We start from the raw sequence: 25,394 nt of genomic DNA, 5'->3' as shown, positions 1-25,394 counted from the left end.
TCGACCGAGACCTGCAGGGGTAAGCCCGCCATCGCCGCCGAGCTCGGCAAGCTGCTGGACATGCCGGGCGTCATGGTTTCCCGCAACAACTTCTGCGTGGAAGTGGATGGCCTTGCACTGCTGCGGGCCGACTACAGCCTGACCTCGCCGGAGGGAAAGACGATCCTCACCGGCAGTTCGGCCGAGGTCGTGCGCCGGCAGGCGGATGGCTCGTGGCTCTACGTCATCGACCATGCGGCAGGTGCGAGCCTGCCGCGTGTCGAGGGTTGACCAGGCAACGCGCCACCGCCTGCGGCCGGTCGTGGACAGGCCCTGCGTACCTGATCTATCCTGCCGCAGATCCACCGATTCGACATGATGATGACTTCACACCCACTCGTCAGCTCGACCCTTCAGACTGCGATCGACGAGATCGTAGACGCCGCCGCAAAGGCCGATCGCCTCGATCGCGTCGCCGCGGTGCTGCGCGACATCACCGCCCGCTTCCACGCGCTCGGTGAGCTGATCCACGAGGCAAGCGACGATGAAGTCCTGCTGTGCGCGAACGACACTCTGACGATCTATCACATCACCCTCACACCGGGCCTGCAGTACCCGCCTCACAACCATCTGATGGACGCCCTCATCGGCATCTACCGGGGCAAAGAGACGAACTTCATCTACCCGCTGTCCGAGAGCCGGCTGCAGGTTCCGGAACGGCGCGAAGCCATCGCGCCCGAGGTGGTTCATTTGCCTCCCGATACCGTGCACGCGGTGGCGAACCCGGGCACGGCGCGCTCGGGCGCATTGCATGTGTACCTCGGCAACCTGCTGCGAACGAAGAGGCAGATGTGGCGTTTCGCGGGAGATCGGCCCGACGTGTTCGACAACCACCGGTATCTGGCCGAGGCGCGCGCCATCGAGTCTTGACGTGCCGGGATTCGAGCGGATGCCGCTCGGTCAGCAGTCCCCAACGCCCACATGGTCAAGGCTTGGCCGTGATCGACGGGAGGCGGAACATGAGCCCCATGTCTTCGCCAAGTGACACCGATGCATCTCATGAACTACGAAGCCTTCAATGAAAGAACCCGCCCTTGCTCCAGAGCTGCGCCGGTTCTCACTCGCGATATCTGGAGCACCTGATGCCGACCCGACGCTATGCCATCCTTGAAGCCCCCTCCACGCTCGGCCTGTCGACCGACGGCGTGGAGCGCCTGCCCGACCGGCTGCTGGAACTGGGCCTCGCGGACCGCATCCATGCACGCCGTGCCGGGCGACTGGCCGTTCCATCGAAAGACCCGAAGCCCGATCCAGCCACCCTGGTGCTGAACGCCGGCGCGATCGCGTCGTGGTCGCCCACGCTCGCCGATGGCGTGGAGAAGGTGCTGGACGCGGGCGAATTTCCGATCGTGCTGGGCGGCGACTGCACGATCGTGCTGGGCTCGATGCTCGCGCTGCGCCGGCGCGGACGCTACGGCCTGTTCTTCATCGACGGGAACGCCGATTTTTTCCAGCCCGAAGCCGAGCCCAACGGCGAAGGCGCGTCCATGGACCTGGCCCTTGTCACCGGCCACGGGCCGGCGCTGCTGACCGACCTGGAGGGCCGCCGTCCGCTGGTGCGGCCCGAGGACACCGTCGCCTTCGCATTCCGCGACCACGAAGACCAGGCCCAATTCGGCAGCCAGCCTTTGCCGGCAGAGCTTATGGCCTGCGATCTCCCCACCATCCGCCGCCTGGGCGTCGAAGCCGCAACTCGTGCGGCCATTGACCACCTGACGCGGGCCGAGCTCGACGGCTTCTTCATCCATCTGGACGCCGATTGCCTCGACGATGCCATCATGCCGGCGGTCGATTTCCGCGTACCGGGCGGGCTGTCATGGGACGAACTTTCGGCGGCGCTCCGGCTCGTGCTGGCGAGCGGAAAGGCGGTCGGCATGGAGGTCACCATCTACAACCCGCGCCTCGACGAGGATGGCAGCGCCGGCAGCGGCCTTGCTGCGGTGCTGGCCGTAGGGCTGGGTACGGCTGCGCCTGCTTGAAGGGTCGGGACTACCGGGCAATATCGCTGGGATGAAATCGTATCCACAGCTGCTGACGTCTGCCCTCCACATCCGCACTGGTACCGTCAGCAGTTGACCCCTCTCGCACGTACTCTCATTTGGAATAACTGAAATGTCAGAACTCATTACCAGTCATAACCTTGGATATCTGGCGGTGCTCTTCATGGTCGTGATGATGGTGCGAGGCCGCAGCGATGGTTCATTTGCGATGCTCCTTGCCTCGCTGCTCCTGATCGGGCTCGCAGTCGGACATGTTTTGTGGAACGTCATAGTTGCCCTGCTTCTCGGGGGTATTGGGATCAATCTGTTTTGCAGTTGGCTGACCGCCGTGCCAGGAAGTAAGTTGCGGCAGGCAGGGTTGCCCGGCGCGCCGCATTGAGTTCCGCCATCGAGATGTGCAGTTCGGCCATCGTCTGCACGAGCAGTTCCAGCAGCGCCGCACGCTGGCGCAGGCGAACGGCCTCGGCGCGGCGCGCACGCAGCGCCTGGCGCGCGGTGGCCTGGATCGCCCGGGCAGCCGGCGCATCGTGCAGGTGGTCCGCCGCCGACGGGCCGGGTGCGGCGCTGGTGCGCATCACGCAGCGGCGGCCACACCCTGGACGGCCGCGCCGGCTTCGGCGTTGGCGGCATCGCCGCGGGTCTCGGCGGCCGGGCCATAGTTGCGCAGGTGCAGGAAGAACTCCCCCATCATCTGCATCCACAGCCGCATGGCGAATGCGAGATACGCCGGAGCCACGCCGCCGGCAACCACCACGTCCATCTCCAGCACCACGAAGTCGCCGTGCTGCGCCACGCGCGCGAAGCGCTTGGTGCGGTGCCACGATGCCAGCACGGCCTCGGGCAGCGTGCCGCCCTGCACATGCAGCGGGCAGCTCAGGGTGAAGTCGGTGTACTGCGTGGTGGTGACGGGGTTGCCCCACAGCACCTGGAAGCCGATGCCGTGGCTCGCGCTGTGAAGGCGCACCACGCCGTCCTGCTCGATGGTGGTGACGGCGGCGCCGGCGGCTTTGATGGCGTCCGACACCTGCTCGGGCGTCACTGCGTCCAGCAGGTCGTGGTTCTGCGCGGCAGCGGCATCGTTGCTGCGCAGTTCGGTGTTCGTCTGTGTGTTGTTCATGTGTGTGGCCGTTGGCTTGGGTTGTTCAATTTGTCTTCTTGAGCGCGGCATCGAGCGCCGCGGCGTCGATGCTCAGTTGGGTAGGCGGCGCGAGTTGCGCCAGGTAGGCCTGCACCAGTTGCTGCTGGCGCTGCTGGCGCAAGGCAGCCCGCAGTTGCGGCTTCATCTCGTCGAGCGTGGCGGTGCGCGCGGGCTGGATGCCGAGCAGCTTCACCACATGGAAGCCGGCCTGCGCCTGCACCGGATCGCTGACTTCGCCGACCTTGAGCCTGGCCACCGTGTCGCGCAGCTCGGGGAGGATGCGCGCCAACGGCAGGGTGTCGACCTCGCCGCCGCGCTCGGCGCTGCGCTTGTCCTGCGAGCTGGCGCGCGCCACGGCGGCGAAGTCGCCCGCGCGGGCCTGGCGGGCCAGCTTGCCCGCCTCCTCGCGCACCTTGGCGACGGCGGCCGCATCGCGCTCGGGCGCGGCCAGGTAGATCTGCGCCACGCGATAGGCAGCCGGCAGGTTGAAATTGGCCTTGCCCTGCTCGTACGCCGCCTGCATGTCCGTTTCGGAAGGAAAAGCTTCCGGCACCTGGCCCACCGATTCGAGGTAGCTGGTGGTCACGATGCGCGCGGCGATCTCCCGCATGGCGGCATCGACCTTCGCCTTCACCTCGGGCCGGTCGGCCCAGCCCTTGGCGCGGGCGTCGCGCAGCAGCGCCTCGCTCAGCAGGCGCTGGCGCAGCCAGCCATCGAGACTTGCGCGATCGGCCTTGACGGCGGCGCGCTCCGCGTCGGGCAGCGCCTGCAGCAGTTTCTCGACTTCGTCCTGGCCGACCGTGACTTCGCCCATGCGCGCGACCACGCCATTGCCTTGCGCCGGCGCCTGCGCAGAGGCCACGCCCACCGACGAGACCAGCAGCACGCCGGCCGCGGCGCGCAGCCGCTGCATGAGCGCGGCCGATGAGGATTTCCTGCGCTTCATTGCTTCTCTCCGGCTGCAGGCACCGCCGAGGCGCCAGGCGCCGGCGCGTTCACCGCGCGCACATCGAACTTGCCTTCGTACAGCTTGTCGCCGTACTGCTGCGCGATCTGCTCGAACTTGACGCGGCTTTGCGCGGCGAAGGGCTGGCGCGATGCAAGTACGCTGCCCAGGTCGACCGTCTCGTAGGCCCGCAGGATCTCCTGCCCCACGGCATAGAGCTGTGCGTTCTTGGCCTCGCACTGGGTCAGTGCAGTGCGCTGCGTGGCGGCTTCGGTCGTGAGCCGCTGGCGCTCGGCCTCGGCGGCGCGGGCCATCTTCAGCAACTCGTCGTACGCGCCGCGGTACTGCGCGATCTGCGCGCTGGCCTTCTCAGTGGTGGCCTGCGCCTGCTGGCGCAGCTGCTCGGTGCCGGCGCTCGCCTGGCTGCGCGCATGGCGCTCGGCCGCCAGCTGGGCCTGGCTCTGGGCCAGCTCCTTCCTGAGCGCCTCGAGCTCGGATTTCGCCGGTGCCGCGCCCGCCCCCGCAGGCGCGGCCGTCGGTTGCCCGGCCTTCAGCGCAGCCAGCTCGTTCTGCGCCTGCTGGAGTTGCGAGGTCGTCACGCGCAGCTGGGCGCGAAGCCGCTCCTCCATGCTCTGGCCCTGCGGCTGCTGGGCGTGCGCCATGCCGGCCATGCCGGCCGTGCAGGCCAGCATGGCCAGCACCAGCGCCGGGAGAATTTTTCTGGACACGGCGGCCTCCTTAGAAACGCGCATTGAATTCGAGCTGCAGGGTGTCGATCGACAGCGGCGGTCCATAGACTTCCTTGGTCGAGATCCAGCGGCCGGTGAACCACATGTTCTTGTCGATCGCATACGAGCCGCCCAGGAAGTAGCCGCGCGCGTTGGTGCCGCCGCCGTGGAAGGTCGAGTCGTTGTAGCCGTCGGGCATTGCATCGGGCTCGATGCGCTTGTAGCCCGCGAGCACGTTCCAGTCGCCGCGCGCGGCCGGGGCCGGCTTGCCGTAGGTGGCCTGCAGCATGTAGGCATTGCCGCCGCTCCTGAAGTCGCTCTTCGCCGTGCCGCCGGTGGCGCCGAAGTTGTTGACGATGGCGCCGCGGATGCCCGCGCGGTTCCAGATGTCGTTCGCGTCGTAGGCGGTATTGCGCACGAAGTTGGCGTCCAGGCGCAGGTTGTTGCCCGCCACCGCGGTGTCCCAGCGCAGGTTCAGGTCGATCAGGCGGAACTTCGACGCCAGGCCCACGTATTGCGGCTGCGGCGTGCCCGCCGGATTGAGCGGATCGAGCGAGATGTCGCGCAGCAGCATGAGCGTGTTGCCCTTCTGCATGAAGGCCGGGCGCGACCAGTCGGTGCTGCAGCCGTCGGCACCGGCGTAGAGCGCGCAGGGCTGCGACACCTGGCCGCTGATGTTGCGGAAGTTGTAGTAGGCGAGCGCGCCGCGCACGCGGTTGTCGTCGTCGATCTTCCAGTCGGCGCCGAACTGCGCGCCGAGCAGCCACTTGTTCTCGCTCTTCGCCTTGTCCTGGCTGCGGCTCGGCGAATTGTCGGACGAGTATTCGAGCGGGATCAGCCCGAGCGTGCCGAAGAGAGAGAGGTCCTTGTTGGACGCCAGCTTCTTCTCGAATTGTGCAGCGATGCCGTCGAAGTTCAGGTCGCTGGAGTACAGCAGGTCGGTCGCCATGAACGGGTTGCCGAAGCGGCCGGCCGTCACGGTCAGCCAATCCACCGGCTTGTGCGAGATCCACATCTGGTCGAGCCACACGCTCTTCTTGCCGAGGCCACCGCCCAGCGTCTGGGTGGTCGAGACCGGGCTCTCGTCGCTGCCCGAGGCCAGGCGCACGCCGGCCTTGGTGTTCTCCGAAAGGTCGGCGTACACGCCGAGGCGCGCACGGGCGCGAAAGAGGTTGCGGCGGTCCTGCCGGGTGTTGAGGATCGAGGGCAGCGCGAGGTTGGTGTTCGGGTTGACGTCGTAGCCGCTGCCCCTGTTGAGCTCGGGCCAGTTGATCTCGATGTTGCTGTTGTTGCCCGCGTAGCTGCGCGACTCGTTGCGCACGCGCACGTCGCCCTCCACGCGGATGCGCTTGCTCCACTCGGGTGTTTCGTTGGGGGCGGCCCAGCCCTCGTCCTTGGCCTGGGCCATCACCTGCGCCTTGACCTCGTCGCGGATCTGGTCGCGCACGGTCTGCGAGATGTAGGGCACGCGCACGTCGCCCGCCTCGAGCCGCACGCCGCCGGCGGTGCTCGCCGACGCGGCCGTGGCGGAGGCCGCCGTGCGCTGCGCCTGCTGCGCGGCCATGGCTTCGGTCTGGGCCTGGGCCAGCAGCGCCTCGCCCACGTCCTTGGCGAGCGTGCCGCTCTGGATCAGGCCGCGGATCAGCTTGACCATGGCGGTTTCGGCAGGGACGGCGGCCTGCGCCTGGGCGCTCGCGGCCGCGAAGACGAACACGGAGGCCACGGCCGCCGCAAGCGCGCATTTGCGCAGGGTCGGCATCGCGCCCCGGCTCTGGATGTTGTTGAGATGGTTCATCGCTTCGTTCACAGGATTGAATGGGACTGGCAGGGTGTCGGCACGGGCCGCGGTGGTGGCCGCTTCGGTCATGGCCGGCGCCCCTTCATGGACACGCGCATCGGAAAGCGCAGCGAAGCCGGCGGCTTCTCGTCGACCCGGTCGAGGTTGCGGATCAGCGCGAGCACGGTGTCGTCGATATCGCTGGTGCCGGTGCCGCGCACCAGCTGGACCCGCGTGGTCTTGCCGTCGGCCCCAAGCCACAGGTCGATCTGGATGTCGTCGAACACCAGTTGGCGCGTGCGCGGGTCGCGCGACAGGGCCTGCTGCAGGAGGCTTGATACATAGCGCGCATACGAGCCGCTGCCCAGGCCGCCGCCGGCACCGGTGCCGCTCATGCCGCCGCCGCTGCCGGCCTGGATGCCGAAGGCGTCGTTGCCTGCTTGCGCGGCGCTGTCCATGGTCACCGGGTCGCCCAGGTCCTTCGACGGACTGGGCGGCGCATCGTCCTTGGGCGGCTCCAGCGGCTCGACCGGCTTGGGCTCGCGCTCGACCACTTCGGGCTTGATCTTTTCCGGCTCTGGCTCGGGCAGCTTCTCGGGCTCCGGCGGCGGCGGCGGCGGGGGTGGCAGCATCAGCATCGGCGCGTCGGCCACCACGCGCTTGGTGCTTGCGGTGTCGGACAGCAGATGCCAGACCAGGGCCACCAGCGCGGCAAGGATCGCCAGGCCGATGACCACCCCGCCCCAGCGGCGCCAGAGTCCGGAAGTCGGATCGCGAGGTTTCACGCTCCGCCCCTCACTTCTGCTTGCCGGTCACGAGGCCGATCTGGTTCAGCTCGATGCGGCGCAGCAGGTCGAGCACGTCGATCACCTTGGCGTACTGCACGCTGGCATCGCCGCGCACGATCACCGGAAAGTCCGGCGCGAGCGCCTTCTCGGTGCGCAGGCGTTCTTCGAGCTCCGGCAGCGTCACCGGATAGGCGTCGAGGAACACGTTGCCCGCGTTGTCGATGGTGATGGCCTTGGTCTTGGGCTTCTCCAGCGCGACGGAGGCGCTGGCCTTCGGCAGGTCGACCTTGATGCCCGGGATGCTGGCGTTGCTGGTGAGGATGAAGATCACCAGCACCACCAGCAGCACGTCGACGAAGGGCGTGATGTTGATGCCGCCCGTGCGCTTGCGCACGGCGAACTTGGCTGCACTGTTTGCCATGGCGTTGCGGCCTCAGGCGCGCTTGGCGACAGCCACCGGCAGCGAGCGGCCCTCGCCCTGCTCTTCCGCCAGGCGCGTGACGAACTCGTCGACGAACACGGCCATGTCGGCGCCGATGGCGTCCGAGCGCGAAGCGAGCCAGTTGTAGCCGAACAGCGCCGGAATCGCGACGCCCAGGCCGGCCGCGGTACACAGCAGCGCGGCCGCCATGCCGGGGGCCACCGAGTTGATGTCCACCGCGCCGGCCATTGCAGCGACCACGAACACCAGCATGATGCCGATCACGGTGCCGAAGAGGCCCACGTAGGGCGCGCCCTCGATGGTGGTGGAAAGCCAGTTCATGCGCTTGGACATGCGCTCGGTCTCGCGCACCATCACGCCGTCCATGGCGGCTCGGATGGCGCCGATGGTGGCGCTCGAGACGGCACTCAGGTCGTAGCCGCGGTCGTGGCGGCGGCGCATCTCGTCGATGGCCACTTCGTACAGGCGCCACAGCGACGAGTCGGCACGCACCTCCTGCGGCACCGTGTTGCTCACGGCCAGGCGGTCGAGCGGCGCGCCGGCGGCTTCGCGGAAGTGCTCGATGAAGGCCGCGTTGGCGCGCGAGGTGGCGCCATAGCTGCGGCCCTTGCCGATCATGATGGCCCACGACAGCACCATCATCAGGCCCAGCAGGCCCACGACGACCCAGGCGTCCAGCGGCATCGCGGCCAGGATGAAGCCGAAGTGGCTCTTGCCGGCCTGCTGCTCGTCGGCACCGAACACGGTGAGGCGCGACTCGGCACCCTGCGACACCGCATCGGCCAGCAGCAGCGCGTCGGCGCGCGCCACCTTCGAGAACCGCACTTCGTCGATCGCGCCATTGAACGGCGCGAAGGCAGCGGCAGCCTGCGCACCTTGCGCAGCGGGCGTGGCTGCCGGGGCGTCGGCGCCAAGGGCACCCGCGGTGTTCAGCGCCGGCATCCGGGCTGCCAGCGACACCGTGGGCCGGCCGCCCACGTACAGCGCCATGCTCTCGCCCTCGGCCTTGACGGCCAGGTGCGACCATTGGCCGGCCTGGATCGGCTGGCCGGGCGCGCTGCGCTGGCCGTTGACCTGCACGAAGGGCACGCCCTGGTCGATGCCGACGACGAACTCGCCGGCGCCGTCGCGGCGCGCATAGATCGCCTGGCGCGCGCCGAGCTGGTCGGGACGGACCCAGGCCGAGAACGTCAGCGCGCCGCCCGCCTGCACGGCGAGCGATGGCGTCGCGGGCAGCATCAGTGGGCCGCTGCCCAGCTGGGCGCCCTTGCCGATCACCGTGCCCTCGACCGGCACGGCCGCGGTCTGGCCGTTGTTGCCGTAGGCCGTGGTGTCGCGCGGCGGCACGGCGGCTTCGGCGAAGTGGTAGACCAGCGTGTAGTCGGGGTCGAAGCTGCGCTGGCCGTTGCCCGATGCGGGAGCCTTCGGGTTGCCGTAGTACATCCACAGCTTCTGAGGCGTTCCTGCCGAGACGTTGGGCACGTCGACCCAGATGAGCGCCATGCCCAGCAGCGGATCGAACTGCTCGATCTGGTGGTTCAGCACGGTCTTGTCGTCGGCTGCGACAAAGCGCAGGTCGGCGCCGGTCTCGCTCACGCCCTCGAACTTGAAGTTGCCCGTGTGCAGGCGAACCAGCACCGGCACGCGGCCGGCGTCGCTGCCGATGGCCCCGGCCTGCGGGCCGCCGTCGATGGTGACGGGTTTGCGGTAGGACCACTCGGCTTGCCACCAGGCATGGGCCAGGCCCGGCAGGAGCGTGCTCAGCAGCGTGAGCACGATGAAAAGGATGCGTCGCATGACAGGGTTCTCCGGAAAGCTCGTAGAGAGAGACAAGAAATGAAGGAAATGGAAATTCGGGGCGGCGGAAATCAGTAGCTCGCGGTGAGGCTGAAATTCACGCGCGTGTCGTGCTTCTTCGTGCGCGGACCGTCGACCAGCGGATAGCCGATGTCGACGCGCCCCGCGAGGTACTGCCCCACCTTGAAGGTGGTGCCCAGGCCCACCGAGTACAGCGAGAAGCGGTCGTCCTGCTCGGGCAGCGGGCTCTTCAGGCGCAGCCGCGCCGCATCGGCGAAGGCATAGACGCGCCAGTTCTCGACCGTGCTGCCAAGGAAGGTCAGCGGCTGGCTGCGCAGTTCGAGCGAGCCGACCACGCCGTAGTCGCCGGTGGCTTCGGCCGAGAGATAGCCGCGCACCGAGTTCATGCCGCCGCCGGCGATCTGCTCGCTCGACACCAGCGGCGAATCGGTCATCTGGCCGTTGAAGCGGAAGGCCACCTGCTGGCCGCCGTCGAAGGTATGCGTGCCGTTGAGATCGGTCTTCAGCACCATGAAGCTCGGCGAGGCCTTGTAGCGCTCGTAGTCGAACGCGGCCCAGTCGCTGCCGTACTTGAACGAGCTGCTGGTGCCCACCACCAGCGAAATGCCCACGCCGTACTGGCTCTTGTCCGATTGCCGAAAGCCCGTGTACGACAGAGTGATCGGCGCGTACTTGAGCGGCACGGTGTCGGCGCTGCCGTTCAGGCTCAGCGCCTCCTTGTTGTTCTTGAAGTCGACGCCGACGCTGAACGCGTGCCACCAATTGCCAGCACTGGGCACGGTGTAGGTGGCCTTCAGGCCGATCGAGTGGCCCTTGCCGAGCACGTCGGTGCCGCCCACCGTGGCCACGTTGCTGTCGGACACGAAGGCGCTGGCCTCCAGGCTCCAGTTGGTGCCCGGCAGCGGCGCGGCATACGAGGCCGAGATCACCTGGGTCTGGCTGAGGTCCTGCGGCGCGCCGAAGAAGCTGATGGAGGCGCTGTGGCCCAGCTGCCAGAGGTTGTCGTGGCCCAGCGAGGCGGTGGCGCGCAGCTTGCGCGTGTCGGCGCTGTAGTCGTTGTTGAGGCCGAGGCTGGCGCGCCACGGGCTCGAGTCCTGGACCTTGAGGTCGACGTCCATGGTGCCCGGCATCGCGCCCTGGCGCACCAGCGGCATCACCTGCCGCCGGGGGCTGCGGTTGAGCGCGGCGAGCTCGGTCTGGGCCTTGTTGAAGTCGGGCACGCCGCCCTCCTTCAGCGCCGGCACCTGGTCGCGCACGTCGAGCGGCGAGTTGTATTCCGCGCCCACCACGCGCACGCGGCCCACGCGGGTCTCGTTGACCTGCAGGAACACCACGCCCTGCGTCACCTGCTGCTCGGGCAGGTCGACGTACACCGACTGGTAGCCCGCCGCCTGGTAGGCCGCGAGCAGCGCATCGCGCGCGGCCTCCACGTCCTTCAGCGTGCGCTCGGGCCCGAGGAACGGCGTGACCGCCTTCTCGATGGCGCGGGCATCCAGCACGGTGTTGCCGCGGACGATGTACTCGGCAATGTCGACCTTGCGGGCCGGTTCGGCGGTGGCCGCGCTCGCGGGCGGGGACGCCTGGGCCAAGGCCGCCGCCGGGGCGCCCAATGCCATCACTGCCAGCCACACCGCTCTCCAGCACATCGGTGGGCCGTTCTTCTTCATGTCATGCATTTACAGCTCGGTTCTCAAGGATGAAGCTCGCTTGCAGCGGCTCATGATGGAGAGCCTTCATGTCGCTGCTGCGTACCGTTACCTAGACGCGTGGCGTACGCAACGACTGCTGTTTGTCACGAAAACTTCATCAAGAAAAAAGGCCTCCCCTGCGGGAGGCCTTGGGTCGCGGTTCGCGGCGCCGGTCGCTCAGCGCTCGAGCCCGCCGCGTTCGCCCGGAGTCAGCGACTGCATCTGCGCGGCCGTCAGCGTGCCGGCGCCGAGCACCTGCACCACGCCCTGCGGGTCGTAGGCGGCGCGCGAGTCCCGGGGGGGCGGCGCGCTGCTGTTGCCGCCCTCGCCCGCCCCTTCGTTCCCGAAGCCCAGCACGCGCACCGTGAACACCGAGGGCAGCGCCTGCCGCTGCGCCGCGCGCTCGCGCTGCACCGCATCCTGCGCGGCGGTGGCGGCCTGCGACGCTGCCGCGCTGGCATTGGAGAGCGCGCCCACATTCACCGCCGCCACCACCGGAATGCCCACGGCCTCGCCCTTCACCTGGATGTTCTCCGCGTTCACCACGCGCAGTGCCGCCAGGTTCACGTTGCCCGAGACACGGATGCCGGCCTCGCCCGCATCGATGGTGCCCAGCGGCGCGATCAGGTCGATGTCGCCCGGCGGCACCTCGGGCACCGGGTTCAGCGTGGCAATGCCCGCGCCGGTGTTGGGCGTGGTCGGCGACAGCGTCACCAGGCCCACGTCGTCGTAGACGCGCCGTTGCGGCGTGTAGACCACGGTCGACTTGGAGCCGCGGCCCGCATTGATGTCGCCCTGCGCGGACCACGCGAGGATGTTGCCGCCGAAGGTGGTGAAGACCCGGCTCTGGCCCAGCAGGATGCTGCCGTTGGAGAAGATCTCGATGTCGCCCGTGCCCTGCGTGAGCACACCCGAGCCCTCGCCCGGCACGAAGCCGCCGTCCACGCCCACCAGCGTGCGCCCGCCCGGCACCATCACGCGGATGTCGCCGCCGAAGTCGGTATGGATGCCCGCGTCCTGCACCTGGTAGTACGGCGTGGCGTAGGTGGGCCGGCCGAGGGCGATCCACTCCGCCTCGGTGATGTACTTCACGCCGGGCTTCGGCCGCGTCGTGGGCACGGAGTTCACGCGGTCCTCGTAGTAGAGCGCACTGCTGAACATCGTCAGATCGCCCTGGTAGTCGATCGCCCGGCCCTTCGCGTCGTGCGTCGGGAACAGCGTGGCGATGGCTTCGCGCCCGCGCAGGTAGCTGCCCTCGCGCGGTCCGCCCGCGGCGTTGTACTCGCGGCCGGCGGCTTTGAGTTCGGCGTAGTACACCGGGCGCAGGAAGGTGCGCTGCTGCTCGGCCGGCAGCCCCGCGAAGAAGGCGCGTGCGTCCATCGAGGCAGCGTCGAAGCGCAGGCCCAGGCCATTGCGCTTGCCATCGCCGAAGCGCTCCTCGAGCCAGTTGACCAGGTGCAGCTGGCTGCGCTGGGCGTACTCGCGCTGCAGGTCGCGGCTGGGCGCCCCGCTGCCGGAGGCGGCGTCCGCGGCGCGTGCGCGGTCGATCTCGGCCTGCTTGTCCGCAAGGTAGGCCGGCGCACCGGCCTCGCCGCCGCCATAGCCGAACTGTTCCTGCAGCCATTGCGCGAGCGTGAGACGCCCGCTGTACACCGCCACGGCCTTGCCGGGCTGGTCGGCCAGCGGCCGGCCCGCGTCGGCCAGGTTCGCGGGGTCCAGGTAGCGCGCCGCAAAGGCCGAGAAGTCGAGCCCCCGGGTACCCACGCCCGCGGCCACGGCAATGCCCGCGCCGCTGCTGCGCTCGCCCGGCGCGGCGTTCTTCGCGACCGCGCCGATGCTCTTGAGCTCGGCCTTGTCGGCCATGTACAGATCGCGCCCGGCCGTCACTTCGAGCAGCCCGGGGCCCGCCACGTAGAAGCTGCTGTAGCGCACATCGCGCCCTGCGGACACCACCGAGACGTCGTCCGGGTTGTTGTGCACGATCAGGTTGCCGCGCGCGCTGCCGAGTTCGACCGAGACCGGCTTCAGCGGCGCGCTGGCATCGGCGCGGTTGATCTGGGTGGTCCAGCCGAGCGCGCCGACCGGCGCCTCCTCGTACTCGCCCAGGCCGTTGCCGGCGTTGACGATGTCGCGCCCCGCGCGCAGCGCCACCGGTCCGCCGCCTTCGTACCAGGTGGGCAGCTCGCCGGGGACACCGATGCTGCTGCCCCGGCCGCGGTAGACGACAGAGCCCGTGCGCACGCCGATCAGGTCGCCCTCGAGCGCGTAGAAGCGCGCCGGCTGCTGGCCGGGCACGCTGTGGCCCGACACGCTCGGCGATCCGAGGCTGAACAGCGGGTAGACCTGGTTGCCTTCGCCTGGTCGGAAGGGGTTGAGAAAGACGGTGGGCGCGAGCGCATCGGGGCTCACGTTGCTGAGCTTGCGCATGCCGAACCACGTTTGCTCCAGGCTGCCGCTGAAGCCGGGGTTGAACGGGGTCGGCAGGTCGGCCGGGTCGGCGCCCGACTGCGTGAAGCTGTAGCCCCCGGCATAGACCGAATCGCCCGCCATGAGCTCGAGCTGGCCCGCGCCCGCGTGGGCGAACTGCGGCCCTGCCGGCGGGGGCGCCAGCATGACGCCGGTGCCCGGCTGCACCGGCTTGTTGGTGCCGTCCACGGTGCCGGTGATCGAGTTGCCGTAGTAGAGACTGCCGCTGGCCGCGACCGCGCGGAACATCGAAGGCATCACGAAGCGGCCGTCGGTCGGCTGGGCGTCGCCGCGATCGCGATAGCCGGCGATGGCGCTCGACGGCGCCAGGTTGCCGCCCGCGCTGAACAGGTCGATGCCGCTGGCCGGGGTCCACAGCGAGAACCAGCTGTAGCCGTCGCCCGGGCGCTGCACGCCTTCGCCCACGAACGGCGTGCCGTTGTTGAACTGCGCCACGCGGCCGGCATCGGCCACGCTGCCCAGCACCAGGTCGCCGCGCGCGTCGATCTGCACCGCGGCATCGCCCGGCACCAGCATGGGCCCGCCGCCCGCGATCGACGAGGTGGCGGTGTAGACCTGGTAGGCGCGCGACTCCTCGGGGTCGGCGCGGTCGAAGCGCAGCTCGATGCCGCCGACCGAGCCGGCCTGCATGCGCAATGCGCCGCGCAGGTTGACGAAGGTGCTGTTGAGGTCGGGGCGTGCGCCCTTGTAGGTGGTCTGCGGCGTGATCTCGGCGCTGTTCGGGAACGCGCGCAATTCGGCCACCGGATTGAGCCCGCCGCCGATGCGCACGTCCAGGTCGCCGCCGCCCGTGAGCGCAAGTTGCCCGCCGTCGGCCGAGACGCGGCCGGTGCTGCCCACCACCAGGTTGAGGCCGGTGCTGCGCGGCACGAAGTTGCCGGCCAGGTCCATGCGCCGGGTCAGCATGCCGGCGTCGCCGCCGGCCTCGAGCACGAGGTTGCCGCCGCCGAGCGTGCCGATGCCGGTGAAGCCCGTCATGAACGGCACGGTGCCGAACAGGTCGTAGGCGGTGCTCGGGCCGGGCACGTAGCTGCCGAAGTTGATCCACCATGCGGTGGGCACACCCTCGGCGCCGGCCACCGCGCTGCCGGTGCCCTGGCGCCACAGCCAGTTGCCCACGTCGGTGCTCGCGCCCATCGGGCGGATGACCCCGATGGCGTCGGTGCGTACCTGGTTGCCCGGCCTGCCGATCAGGTCGCCGCGCACGTCGCCCTGCGCACGCACCAGCACGTTGCCGCCGTGCTCCGGATACCAGGCGCGGTAGAGGCTTTGCGCACCGCCGTCGACGAAGGGCTCGTACGCTGCGCCGTCGGCGCCGAGCACGGTGTCGTCGGCCCGGGCGCGCGGCAGGTTGTAGGCCGCGGCAACGCCCTTGGCCTGTGTGCCCGCGGTGTACACGCCGTAGGGCGAGCTCATCGTGAAGTCGCCGCCCGCGAGCAGGTCGAGGTCGCCGGTGCCGGTGCGCAGCACGCTGAAGAGCTGCTGCGTGGCCGGCAGCGGCACGGTCTTGGGCTGCTCGCCTTCGGGCGCCCAGGTCACGAGATTGCCGAGGCCCCAATCGTTGATCGCGAGCACAGCCTCTTCGCCGCCCCATTCGTCGAGATTGATGAGCGTGCCGGGCGCATAGCCGATCTGGTTGAGCGAGTCGCCCATCCAGTAGAACTGCCCGGGCACCCCCGGCGTGGGCAGCTGCAGCGCGAGGCCGCTGCCCATGCCGTAGTGCGTGTCGGCCAGCAGCAGTTGGCCGCTGGTTCGGCGCGCACGCAGCGCGCGGCTGTCCGCGGCCTGGGTGTCGGCGCCGGCCACGAGCCGCATCGACCACGACTGCGAACCTTCGGCCAGCATCGGCGCGAGCGCCAAGTTGCGGCCCTGGTCGCCGCCGGCACCGGCCGGACGCAGGTTGACGAAGTCCACGTCGCCCGGCAGCTTCACCAGGGTTTCTGCGGGCACCACGGCGCCCTTGGCCAGCTTGAGCGAGCCGGCGAGGATCACCCCGTTGGCCGGCTGGTCGGGCAGGCCGTCGCCGTTGTAGTCGGGGCTGGGCGTGTCGTTGATGGCGCCGGGCGGGAACGGCAGCGGCACGCCGGCCGGCCAGGTCATGGCTGCCACGCGGGCATCGCCCGGCAGCCGGTTGCCGGCGTCGAGCTTCATGCCGGCGCGCAGCGTGACGGCCTGCGCCAGCACCGTGCCTGCGGCATGCAGCACGTTGCCGGCCGCATCGCGCACCGCACCGCCGAGCACCGTGCCCACGGGCAGCACGAAGTCGGCGGTGAGCGTGGCGGCAGTGGCCAGCACGGTGCCGGCCCTGAGGCCCATGGCCTGCATCGGCAGCGCGTAGTTGAGCGTGCGGCCCGGCTGGAAGAAGGTGCCCTCGGCCAGTTCGACCATGTCGCCGCGCGGCACCACCACGTCGCCGCCCCAGGGCACGCGGCCCTTGATGAGCACCCAGCCGCGATCGCTCGGCGTCGGCTGCAGCGCCGAGGTGTCGAAGCCGTCGGTGATGCTGCCGTACACATTGAGGTTGCCGCCGGCGCGCAGCACCAGCGCGCCCGCTTCGCCGGAGCCGTGCACGCCGGTCTGCTGCGTGTGCGGGTTCACGCTCGCATAGCGGTGGCCCGACAGGTCGATGTCGCCGTCGATGTGCAGGTCGCCATCGGGCGTGGCACTCACGATGGCCACGCCGGGGCGCAGGTGGAAGGCGTCGCCGTAGGCGCGCAACCCCGCGAGCCGCGTGTTCATCAGATCGCCGTTGCCGCGCACGTTGCCCATGAAGGCCACGCTGTCGGCATGCTTGGCGTCGAGGTAGGCCTGGTTCACCACCTGGTAGGGACGGCCATCGGCCGCGGCGTCGGTGCCGGGTTCCGCGTCCTTGTAGGTCCAGAAGCCGTTGACGGTGACGGCGCGCGCGCCGTCGATGCGCACCTGGCCGCCGGCGTCGATGGCGATGTCGTTGCCGCGCGCACCGCCCAGCCGCTGCGCGCTGAGTTCCACCGTGCCAAGCGCCTGTGCCGTGCCGTCGGTGCCGGCGCGCACATCCATGCGCGCGCCGCTCTCCAGCACGAGGCGGCCGCTGCCCGCATCGATCTCGATCATGGCGCGGTTCGGCGCCTCGATGACCTGGCCATAGCTGTCGGTGCGCAGCACGCGGCTGTGCGCGTCGAGCACGGCCGCGCCGCCGATGGTGACGCCGTTGCGCGCGGCCAGGCGGATGCTGCCGGCCTGCTCGCCGCTCGTGTCCACCGTGCCGTTGACGGTGAGCCGGCCGCCGTCCACCGACACGCTGATCTCGCGCGCCCTGAGTTCGTCGCCCACAGCCAGGTCGCCCTGCTTGAGCTGGAAGCTGCGGCTGCCGATGACGCCGCCTTCGGTGAGGCGGCGGTTCAGCCCCGCGAAGTCGTCGATGTGCTGGCCGCGGATGTCGGCGCCGCCGGCCGCGTACGGCACGCGCGTGCCGCCCGCGTCGTACCCGCCGCTGCTCGCGCCCGCGATGGTGCCGTGCAGCGCGACCGTGCCGGCACCCTCGCCCAATGCCAGCACCGTGAGCTTGCCCGCACGGTTCTGCTCGGCCGACAGGTCGATGCGCGAGCCGGCCGACTGCCGCACGTCGCCCCCGCGGCTTTCAAGGATCGCGTCGCCGCCCCAGCTGTACTTGGGCACGTCGAAGAAGTCGATCCGGCGGCCCGCGAGGTCCAGCTGCGCGCCATCCTCCAGCCGCAGGTCGCGCCCGGCCGAGGCCGTGAGCTTGCCGCTCGGTAGCGCGATGCGGCTGTCCAGCGTGAGGTTGCCGCCGGCGTCGAGGCCGATCTCGGCACCGAGGGCCTCGGCCAGTGCCTGCCCCTGGAGCGCAGGCGCCGCTCCGCCGGCCGGTGCCGCGAGCACGATGTCGCCACCCGCCTTGATCTTGTTGACCGAGCCGGCCTGGCCGGTCAGCAGCGGCGTCTGGATGCGCAGGTTGCCGCCGGTGAAGGCGTAGCCCTTCAAGGCATCGTCCCAGGCGCCCTGGGACTGGTGCACAGAGAGCGAGCCCGTGTGATTGGACGTGATGCGCTCGCTGGCGTTGAACACCACATCGCCGAAGCCGAGGATCAGCCGATCCATGCCGTGGATGGTGTCGGGCCGGCTGCCGGGACCGTAGCCGAATTCGATCTGGTTGGCGTCGATCTGCAGCCGCCCGCTGCCCGTGCCCGCACCGCCCGTGGCCACCAGTCCCGGCGGCGTGGTGGCGCCGTTCCACACCAGGATGCCGGTGTGGATACGGGCCAGCGCATTGGCATCGCCCGCGCCGTAGATGGCCGGCGCGCCGAGCACCAGCCGTTCGAGCGACGAGCGGCCGGTGGCCGGATCGATGGTCGAGAGTTCGACCGAGTCGTAGAAGTTGACGGCGTCGCGCGCAGTCAGCACCAGGTTCTCGAGTGCAGGCGCGCCGCTCGAGGTGTCGCCGCGCAGCAGCCGGTCGAGGATGCCCTGGTTCAGCGTGAGACCCGGCGGCAGTGCGTTGCGCGTGGCCGCATCGGCCAGCGCGGCCTCGCTGCCGACATTGATGCCGCCCACCGACAGCACAAGGTTGCGCGTGCCGTAGCGCGCCGCGTCGCGCAGCTCGAAACTCTGGTCGGTGGAGGCCGCAATGGTGCCTTCGGAATAGAGCTGCGTGATGCCCTGGCACAGCGAACCGGTGGCGCAGGCGCCGATGTCGATGCGGCCCCCGCCGTCGTCGGGCGACCTGCTGAATTCGGGCGCCAGCAGGTCGAGCCAGCCGTTGGACACCGCCAGCACGCTGGCCGTGCCCGGTACATAGACGAAGCCGTCCCTGGAGTCCCAGGCCGCACGGCCGCGGCCCAGCGTGTTGATGCCCGCGCCCTGCTCGACCACGATGCCGCCGGCCTTGGTGTTGGTGACGAGGTAGACCTCGCCGGCACGCAGCACCGCGCCTTCGCGCAGCACGATGCTGCCGGCTCCCGTGAGGAAGCGTGCGATGTTGGCGCGCTGCGAACTGCCGGTGTAGTCCGTGTAGGCCGCGCTCGGCAGGCCCCCGATGCCCAGGCGCGGTGCACCGATCGCATTGAGCGCACTGGCGTGCAACGAAACGCCAGTGAAGCCCGGCGTGGGCGCGGCGCCGTCGGCCAGCAGTTCGTAGTCCATGCGGTAGCCGCCCACCAGCAGCGCACTGCCGCCGAAACCGCCGGTCGCCGGCGTGTAGTCCACCTGGCCGGCAAAGCGCAGTGCGGGGGCCTCGCCAATGGCGCCGAGCCGCTCGGGCGCGGCCAGATCGAAGCGCAGCATCTTGGCATCGCGCTCCAGCAGCGGCCGCGGCACGCCGTTGCGCTCGGCCTGCGCGATCGCGAAGCTGGCGTAGCTGGTCTCGTTGTATTGCGAATAGCTGCGCAGCGTGTCGGCCGGGGTCAGGAAGACCTGAGTCGGCAGCGTGTCGCGGATGGCAGTGCCTGCCGTGCCGAACTGCGCGGCGGCCGCGTAGGAGCCGTTGCGCATGGGTACCGTCACGCCCGCGGGCGGGAGGTTCGGCGCCAGGCCGTTGAGTTCGACGCGGAAGGCGCCAGGCAGCAGCGCGAAGGTGGAAGGCAGCAGCGTGTAGGTGCCTGCGGGCAGGCCCGGCACGCCCGCACCTATAGTGATCTGTCGGCCCAGCGCCGGGTCGCCCGCGCCGTGCTCGTTGACCAGCGGTGCGTAGCCGGCCTGTGCGCCGGGCACGATGGCGTACACCGGGTTGGTGGCCAGGCCCGGCAAGGTGAAGCTGCCGCGCGCGCTGGTCTGCACCAGCGGATTCATGCGCGCGTCGGTCGAGCCGCCGCGGCCCACGAGGAACGCGGCGCCCGTGAGCTCGCCGCCGCCGCTCAGATCGAGCACGGCGCCTTGCTGCACATTCACCGCGTGCGCGGCCAGCGTGACCGAGGGGTCGTTGCCCACGCCCTTCCACACCACGTCCTTGCCGTCATGCACGTAGCTCAGCCCGTCGAGCGTGCCGCCGTAGGGCATGGTGAGGCCGTTGGCGCTGACCGATGTGACGCTGCCGGGCAGCAGGTTGATCTCCCCCGAGAGCACGGGGGCCGCGACCGCGCCGAGCACGATCTCGCCCAGCGGCGCGCGCACCACGCCGCCCTGGTTCACGGTGGCCGCGGCAAAGCTCAGGCGGCCGAACACCGAGTACGGCTGCGCGGGCAGCGCAGCCGAGGGATCGATGCGCTCGATGTCCAGGCTGCGCGCGGGGTCGAACTCGCGCTGCAGCGTACCGGCTTCGTTGAACGCGCCGCGCTCTCCCACGACGAAGCTGCCGCTGTCGTTCATGGCGGGGTAGATCTGCGAGGCCGCGAGCTTGAGGCTGCCGGGCGTGTAGAACGCCGCCGCCTGCGACAGGCGCAGGTCGCCGCCAGCGCGCATCACGATCCGGTCGAAGGCGGTGCGCTCGACCTTCAGCGCATCGCCCGCGTTCTGCACGATGGTGCCGCGTGCGCCCATGTTGACCTGGCCGACGATGTCGATGAGCTGCGCGTCGAGTGCGAGGCCCGAGCCCTCGGCCACCAGCGGCAGGCCGAGGGCGCCGGCACCGGCGCCACTGTTCTGCGAGCCACGCACCGGGTTCGGCATGATGTAGCTCTCGGCCTGGCCGCGCGTGCTGCCGGCCAGCCGGATCGAGGGCGCGGCAAGGCGGACCTGCGTGCCCGCGCTGCTGTCTTCGGTGAGGCCCATCGCGCTGGCCGTGAGGCGCAGGCTCTGGCCCAGGCGCAGGTCGACGTTGCCGTCGAAGCTCACCAGGCCGTTGGCCATGAGCGAGAGATTGTCGAAACCGCCCGCGCCGATGCGGTCCACGCCGATGCGTGCGCGGCCATAGGCCAGCGCGGCCTCGCGCTCGCCAGGCGCGAGTTCGGCCGAGAGCCCGCTCTCGCCCTGCACCTGCGCAAGCACCAGTTCGCGCGCCACGCGCACCGCGTCGTCGACGTTGATGCCCTTCAGGTCCTGCCGGCCGACCACGCCGTAATTCGGCGTCTCGAGATTCAGCGCCAGCGTGCCGCCGGCCGCACCCGCGCCGCCGGCCGCGGCACGCATGTCGCCGTCCAGGAAGAGCCCGCGGTAGGAGCTCAGCGAGATCACGCCGCCATCGGTGGCCACGTCGATCGCGCCGCGCCCCGGCAGGTCGAGCCGTGCGGACGCGCCCGATGCATCGAGCCGCGCACCGGGCCGCAGCACCACGAAGGCGTCGGCCGCGTCGACCTGGCGTGCATCGGCGACGTAGGCCGCGCCGATCTCGATGCGCCCGCCCTCCCCGACATGGCCGTAGACGCGCCCGCGCGAATCGACGGCGGTGGTGGCCCGGCCGGCGGCGTCGAGCACGGCGTCGTCGCCGATCCAGATCGACGTGGCGTTGGCTGCGCCGGACGGCCGGTTCGCGTCGTCGCCGGTGCCGAAGCTCCCGGGCAGCACGCCGATGCGCCCGCCCCAGGCGTTGAGCGTGCCATCGATGGTGATTTGCCCGTTGCCCGTGAGGGTGAGCGAGCGGCCCGGGTCGACCGAGATCGCAGAGCCATGGCCCACGATCAGCGGTGCCTGGCTGTAGACCGAACCCGCAGTGAGCGCCAGGTCGGCGCCGGCGCGCTGCGTCAGCACGCCCTTGCGCGGATCTTCCTGCCACAGCGGCGGCAGCCAGGGCTGCAGCACCGCCGCCGGGTCGGTGCCGGTCGCCGTGGCAAGCGCAGCGGCGGGGTCCGCGCGCAGCACGGGCATGGCCACGTCGATGCGCGCGCCGTTGGCCACCTGCACGCCCTGCTGCGCAGTCACGGCATAGCGCGAGAAGCCGTTGCGGAACAGGCTGTCGTCGAGCACCAGCAGCGGCTTGACCGCCACGTCGGTCGGCAGCCGGTTGCCGGCCATCAGCAGCGCGCCCTCGCCCAGCACCACCTCGCGGCTGAAGGGCGTGCCCGCGGCCACCGTGGCGGTGTAGTCGGGCACGGGCATGCCGTTGGGGAATGCATCGGCGGGCACCACGTAGCCAGGCGCCATCTTGCCGCTGATATTGACCAGCTCGGTGCCCGCCGGCACGGTGCTGCCGCTCGGGTAGAGGGTGCCGCTCCTGGCGGTGACGTAGACGTATTCCCAGGCCACTGTCGCGGCCGGCACCACCCAGTCGGCGGCCACCGTGTAGCTGCGCGCGGCGGTGAACATCGGCGCCACCTTCAGCGCCTCGCCCGGCGCCACCGTGTTGGCGATGTAGCTGAAATCCTGCGGCAGCACGGTGCCCGCGGGGATGGTGAAGGCCTCGGCCAGCGTGAGGTGCACCGGCACCGCCTCGCCCGCCGACAGCTGCCCCGGCTGGGCGAGCAGGCCGCCGCCGATCGCAATGCCGATGCCGGTGTCGAGCGTCAGCGTGCCGCCGCCCTTGAAGCCGTGGCCGCGCAGTTCGCCATCGAGCAGCAGCGCGCCCGCGCCGCGGCCGGTGCTGTCGTCCTGGCTCGAGCGCAGCGTGATGTCGCCGCCGCGCCCGCCCTGCATCGAGGCGTCCGCCATCAGGGCCGCCCCCGAGGAAGTGTCGATCACCGAGCCGGCGTGCAGCCGCAGGTCGCCCGTGCTGGCAATGGAAACGCTGCCGCCGTTCATGTACGGCAGGCCGCCGATGTCCGTCGGGTTGGTGCGCAGGTTGGTCCACAGGCCGCGCGTGTCGAGGGTGACGCCGCGGGCCACCGTCACGCCCGGCGTGTAGCCTTCGGGCAGCGCCGCTGCAATGGGCTGGTCGAGCCAGTTGGTGGTGCTGCCGGTCTGCAGGCGGCCGACCATGTTGCCGAGCGCAATGCTGCCGCCGCGCGCGGAGAGGTTTGCGTTGACGTCGACCTGCGTCGCATGCAACGCGATGCTGCCCCCGTTGCCCACGGCCATGTCGGCATCCACGCTGATGCCGCCCTGCGCATAGGCCCTGAAGTTCCCGAGACGCAGGCCGTTGAGCCAGTCCGCGTCGATGCCGATCTTGCCTTCGAGTTCCGCGGGCAGCGCGTCGTCGAGCTGCAGGCCGTGTGCGATGCGCTGCACCGCGCCGATGTCGATGCGCTCGGCCGCGGCTTGCGGGCTGTCGCGCAGCATGCCGGTGCCGGAATCGAGCGCAGGCTGCAACTGCCCGATGACCAGTTGGCCCGCGCGCGGCGCCGCGACCTGGGACTGCCGGTAGCCGTCGAGCCCGGCGTCCGGCGCGTTGCGCTGGCGATCGCCCTGGAACACCGTGGCCTCGATGTGGCCTTCGAGCACCGCCGACTTGGTGCCGACGATGACGCGGCCCGCGTCGCGGCCCACGGTGTAGCCGTTCTCGAGCCGCTCTCGCGGGGCGATCAGCGGGTTGTAGAAGAACTCGGTGGTGTTCTTGCCCCAGCGCTCGTGCGGACTCTCGAAGCCGCGGTACACGCCGTCGTAGAGCATGTCGCCGGGCGCGCTCGAAAGGTTGTAGAGCCGGCCGTCCTTGCCCTTGAGCCAGCTCTGCTTGAGCATGCCGGTCTGCACGTCGAGCGAACCGCCCGAGACGTTGATGGCCGAGCCCGCGCGCGCCACCAGCTCGCCGCCGCCGAAGGCCACGGTGCCGCCGGAGGCCGCCCATTCGCCGATGCCGTGGCCGCCGGTGTTCAGGTAGCCGCTGACCTCGAGCAGCCCGCCGCCCGTGTACCAGCGGTCGGTCGCATAGCCGTTGGTGCCGGCGGGCACGCGCACCAGATAGCGGCGGTCGATCCAGAGGTTGGCATTGTTGAGGTTCCTGCTGTCGCGGTTGCCCGGCGCATCGCGCTGCTCATTGCCCTGGACGTTGACCTCGACGTTGTTCGACGCCATGGCCACGCTCACGCCCACCGCGCCCGCGACGTCGATGGCTGCGCGGTCGGCCAGCTGGATGCGGCGCGCCGCATTCACGTTGACCTGCCCGCCGGTGGCCAGCGTCATTGAATCGGCGTCGAACGCCACGTCGCCGCTGGAGGCGATCTGCACCAGCGACTGGTCGCGCCGGTTGTAGGCGCCGTCCGAGAGGACGACCGACTCCTTCACGAGCGTGTCGCGCTGCACGTCGAGCGCGGTGGCATTGCTCTCATCGAGCAGTACCGCGCTGACGCTGCCGGGTGCCAGCGTGACGCGCGCATCCGCATCGCCGGCCGCGCTCAGGTGCAGCGTGCCGCGCGTGTTGACGCTGGTGCTCGACACCAGCACACCCGCTTGCTCGACCGTGTGGCCGGTCAGGGTGATGTCGCCGGTCAGCGCCTGGATGAGGCCTGTGTTCGATACCCGGCCGGCACTGCTGCCCTCGTTGCGCGCCACGATCACTTCGTTGCCGCGCGTGCTCGACTGCTGGTTGCCGTCGGTGCCCAGCCCCCTGCGGATCACGAAGCTGTCGCCGGCCGCCAGCGTGGTCTGCCCGCCCGGCGTGATGATGGTGCCGCGGTTGTGCGCCTCGCGCCCGGCCAGCAGCACATAGCCGCCGCCCTCGGTCACGGATTGCGGCCTGCGCGTCTCGATGCGCGCGCCCGCCTCGACGATCACGTCGGCGGTGGCGTTGCCGTTCGACGAGCTCGTGGGCGTCGCCGCCAGGTCGTTGGCCAGCGTGGGCACATGGCCCGTGCCCAGCGCCTGGCTGTAGAGGCCGCGATTGAACTGCGCATCCGTCATGCCCACGGCCGAGGCCAGCAGGTTGCGTGTGTTCACCTGGCTGCCGCCGCTGAACACGATGCCGTTGCGGTTGACGACCATCACCGTGCCGTCTGCCTGGATCTGCCCCTGGATCTGCGAGGGGCGCGCCTTCGGGTCGTTGACGCGGTTGAGCACCGCCCAGCTCGGTTGCTGCTCGAACCGGAGCGTGGTGTTGCGCCCGACGTTGAAGCTTTCCCAGTTCAGGATCGCGCGCTCGCCGGTTTGCGTGACCGTGACCTGCGTGCGGCCGTCGGGCTGTGTCGTCTGCACCGGTGCATTCGCGTTCGCCCAGCCGGCCGTGAGGCTGGCCGTGTCGACCCGCAGGCCGCCCTCGGCCAGGCCGTCCGGCACGCTCGACCCGCTCGCGAGCGCCGCGCGCCGTGCAGCCTCCTGCGCGGCCTGCTGCGCCGCGATACCGCGTGCGGCAAGGTTCAGGTTGCCGATGGAGCGCTGAAGCTGCTCGTTCGCGCGCTGCTGCTGGGCCTGCGGGCTGGTGAGCGCCGATGCGGGCATGCCATTGGGCAGCCGGCCGGTGGCGATGGCGGCGTTTTGCGCCATGTTCTTCTGCGCCATCCATGCGCCGCTGAAGGCCTGCTGCGCATGCGCGCCGGAGGCCGCGGCGCCGGCGGCCAGCATCAGCGCGATGGCATGGACCAGCGGTGTGAGCCGGACCTCCGGAAAGGAGAAGGATGAATTCGTGTTGCGCCGGGACACCGTGCTGCTGCGTTGCATGCGGACTTCCATGGGTTCGTGTTTCTTCATTGCTCGATCGCTGCCACGAGGCCCGCCCGGAAGTCGGGCGGCCCGTGGTCTACCGAGCTATGACAGCGAAGCCCCACCGCGACTGCACCATGTCACGAAAACTTCACACAGGCGGTGCCGGC

At 70.3% G+C, this 25,394-nt stretch carries 13 protein-coding genes; 3 read left to right on the top strand and 10 right to left on the bottom strand.

The window, feature by feature from the left end; genetic code table 11:
* Positions 1-72 precede the first annotated feature (72 nt).
* The 3 genes from EJO66_RS32805 to EJO66_RS16450 all read left to right on the top strand — a co-directional run bounded on the left by EJO66_RS32805 (position 73) and on the right by EJO66_RS16450 (position 2,018).
* The gene (locus EJO66_RS32805; RefSeq protein WP_206168854.1) at positions 73-270 is read left to right on the top strand and encodes a Cif family virulence factor; all 198 of its coding nucleotides are present in this window, start codon (positions 73-75) and stop codon (positions 268-270) included.
* A gap of 84 nt (positions 271-354) precedes the next feature.
* The gene (locus EJO66_RS16455) at positions 355-909 is read left to right on the top strand and encodes an autotransporter (protein ID WP_240648585.1); all 555 of its coding nucleotides are present in this window, start codon (positions 355-357) and stop codon (positions 907-909) included.
* A gap of 212 nt (positions 910-1,121) precedes the next feature.
* On the top strand, positions 1,122-2,018 hold the full coding sequence (locus tag EJO66_RS16450; protein WP_125965613.1) for an arginase family protein: 897 nt from the start codon (positions 1,122-1,124) through the stop codon (positions 2,016-2,018).
* Positions 2,019-2,338: 320 nt separating this feature from the next.
* Here the strand turns inward: EJO66_RS16450 and EJO66_RS16445 are convergent, their stop codons facing one another.
* The 10 genes from EJO66_RS16445 to EJO66_RS16400 all read right to left on the bottom strand — a co-directional run bounded on the left by EJO66_RS16445 (position 2,339) and on the right by EJO66_RS16400 (position 25,242).
* Positions 2,339-2,614, bottom strand: coding sequence for a hypothetical protein (locus EJO66_RS16445; protein WP_125965612.1), 276 nt, complete (start codon positions 2,612-2,614; stop codon positions 2,339-2,341).
* Positions 2,614-3,156, bottom strand: coding sequence for a YbjN domain-containing protein (locus EJO66_RS16440; RefSeq protein WP_124959634.1), 543 nt, complete (start codon positions 3,154-3,156; stop codon positions 2,614-2,616). The genes EJO66_RS16445 and EJO66_RS16440 overlap by 1 nt, the downstream gene beginning before the upstream one ends.
* 25 nt (positions 3,157-3,181) lie before the next feature.
* Positions 3,182-4,123: a peptidyl-prolyl cis-trans isomerase gene (locus EJO66_RS16435; protein WP_125965611.1), complete on the bottom strand. Its 942-nt coding sequence runs from the start codon at positions 4,121-4,123 to the stop codon at positions 3,182-3,184.
* A complete protein-coding gene (locus EJO66_RS16430) occupies positions 4,120-4,851 on the bottom strand; it encodes a hypothetical protein (RefSeq protein ID WP_206168853.1) in 732 nt (243 codons plus the stop codon). The genes EJO66_RS16435 and EJO66_RS16430 overlap by 4 nt, the downstream gene beginning before the upstream one ends.
* A gap of 10 nt (positions 4,852-4,861) precedes the next feature.
* The gene (locus EJO66_RS16425; RefSeq protein WP_125965610.1) at positions 4,862-6,646 is read right to left on the bottom strand and encodes a putative porin; all 1,785 of its coding nucleotides are present in this window, start codon (positions 6,644-6,646) and stop codon (positions 4,862-4,864) included.
* 68 nt (positions 6,647-6,714) lie between these two features.
* Positions 6,715-7,413, bottom strand: a complete 699-nt coding sequence (locus EJO66_RS16420) for an energy transducer TonB (protein WP_125965609.1) — start codon at positions 7,411-7,413, stop codon at positions 6,715-6,717.
* Between the two features lie 10 nt (positions 7,414-7,423).
* Positions 7,424-7,837, bottom strand: coding sequence for an ExbD/TolR family protein (locus tag EJO66_RS16415; protein WP_125965608.1), 414 nt, complete (start codon positions 7,835-7,837; stop codon positions 7,424-7,426).
* Positions 7,838-7,849: 12 nt separating this feature from the next.
* Positions 7,850-9,655 carry a DUF2341 domain-containing protein gene (locus EJO66_RS16410; protein WP_124959630.1) on the bottom strand — a complete coding sequence of 602 codons (1,806 nt, stop codon included), beginning with the start codon at positions 9,653-9,655 and terminating at the stop codon, positions 7,850-7,852.
* 71 nt (positions 9,656-9,726) lie between these two features.
* Positions 9,727-11,343 carry a ShlB/FhaC/HecB family hemolysin secretion/activation protein gene (locus EJO66_RS16405; RefSeq protein WP_240648584.1) on the bottom strand — a complete coding sequence of 539 codons (1,617 nt, stop codon included), beginning with the start codon at positions 11,341-11,343 and terminating at the stop codon, positions 9,727-9,729.
* Positions 11,344-11,541: 198 nt separating this feature from the next.
* Positions 11,542-25,242: a filamentous haemagglutinin family protein gene (locus tag EJO66_RS16400; protein ID WP_164547842.1), complete on the bottom strand. Its 13,701-nt coding sequence runs from the start codon at positions 25,240-25,242 to the stop codon at positions 11,542-11,544.
* Positions 25,243-25,394 lie beyond the last annotated feature (152 nt).

Origin of the sequence: Variovorax beijingensis (assembly GCF_003951285.1) — a bacterium.
Taxonomy (GTDB): Bacteria; Pseudomonadota; Gammaproteobacteria; order Burkholderiales; family Burkholderiaceae_C; genus Variovorax; species Variovorax beijingensis.
Note: the sequence above shows the minus strand (reverse complement) of the source record. Positions and strands in the feature narration are given on the sequence as shown.

Excerpts from the sequence above, each read along its gene's own strand:
- EJO66_RS32805 (WP_206168854.1), top strand. The coding sequence starts at position 73 with ATGGTTTCCCGCAACAACTTCTGCGTGGAAGTGGATGGCCTTGCACTG.
- EJO66_RS16455 (WP_240648585.1), top strand. The coding sequence starts at position 355 with ATGATGATGACTTCACACCCACTCGTCAGCTCGACCCTTCAGACTGCG.
- EJO66_RS16450 (WP_125965613.1), top strand. The coding sequence starts at position 1,122 with ATGCCGACCCGACGCTATGCCATCCTTGAAGCCCCCTCCACGCTCGGC.
- EJO66_RS16445 (WP_125965612.1), bottom strand. The coding sequence starts at position 2,614 with ATGCGCACCAGCGCCGCACCCGGCCCGTCGGCGGCGGACCACCTGCAC.
- EJO66_RS16440 (WP_124959634.1), bottom strand. The coding sequence starts at position 3,156 with ATGAACAACACACAGACGAACACCGAACTGCGCAGCAACGATGCCGCT.
- EJO66_RS16435 (WP_125965611.1), bottom strand. The coding sequence starts at position 4,123 with ATGAAGCGCAGGAAATCCTCATCGGCCGCGCTCATGCAGCGGCTGCGC.
- EJO66_RS16425 (WP_125965610.1), bottom strand. The coding sequence starts at position 6,646 with ATGAACCATCTCAACAACATCCAGAGCCGGGGCGCGATGCCGACCCTG.
- EJO66_RS16415 (WP_125965608.1), bottom strand. The coding sequence starts at position 7,837 with ATGGCAAACAGTGCAGCCAAGTTCGCCGTGCGCAAGCGCACGGGCGGC.
- EJO66_RS16410 (WP_124959630.1), bottom strand. The coding sequence starts at position 9,655 with ATGCGACGCATCCTTTTCATCGTGCTCACGCTGCTGAGCACGCTCCTG.
- EJO66_RS16405 (WP_240648584.1), bottom strand. The coding sequence starts at position 11,343 with ATGAAGAAGAACGGCCCACCGATGTGCTGGAGAGCGGTGTGGCTGGCA.
- EJO66_RS16400 (WP_164547842.1), bottom strand. The coding sequence starts at position 25,242 with ATGCAACGCAGCAGCACGGTGTCCCGGCGCAACACGAATTCATCCTTC.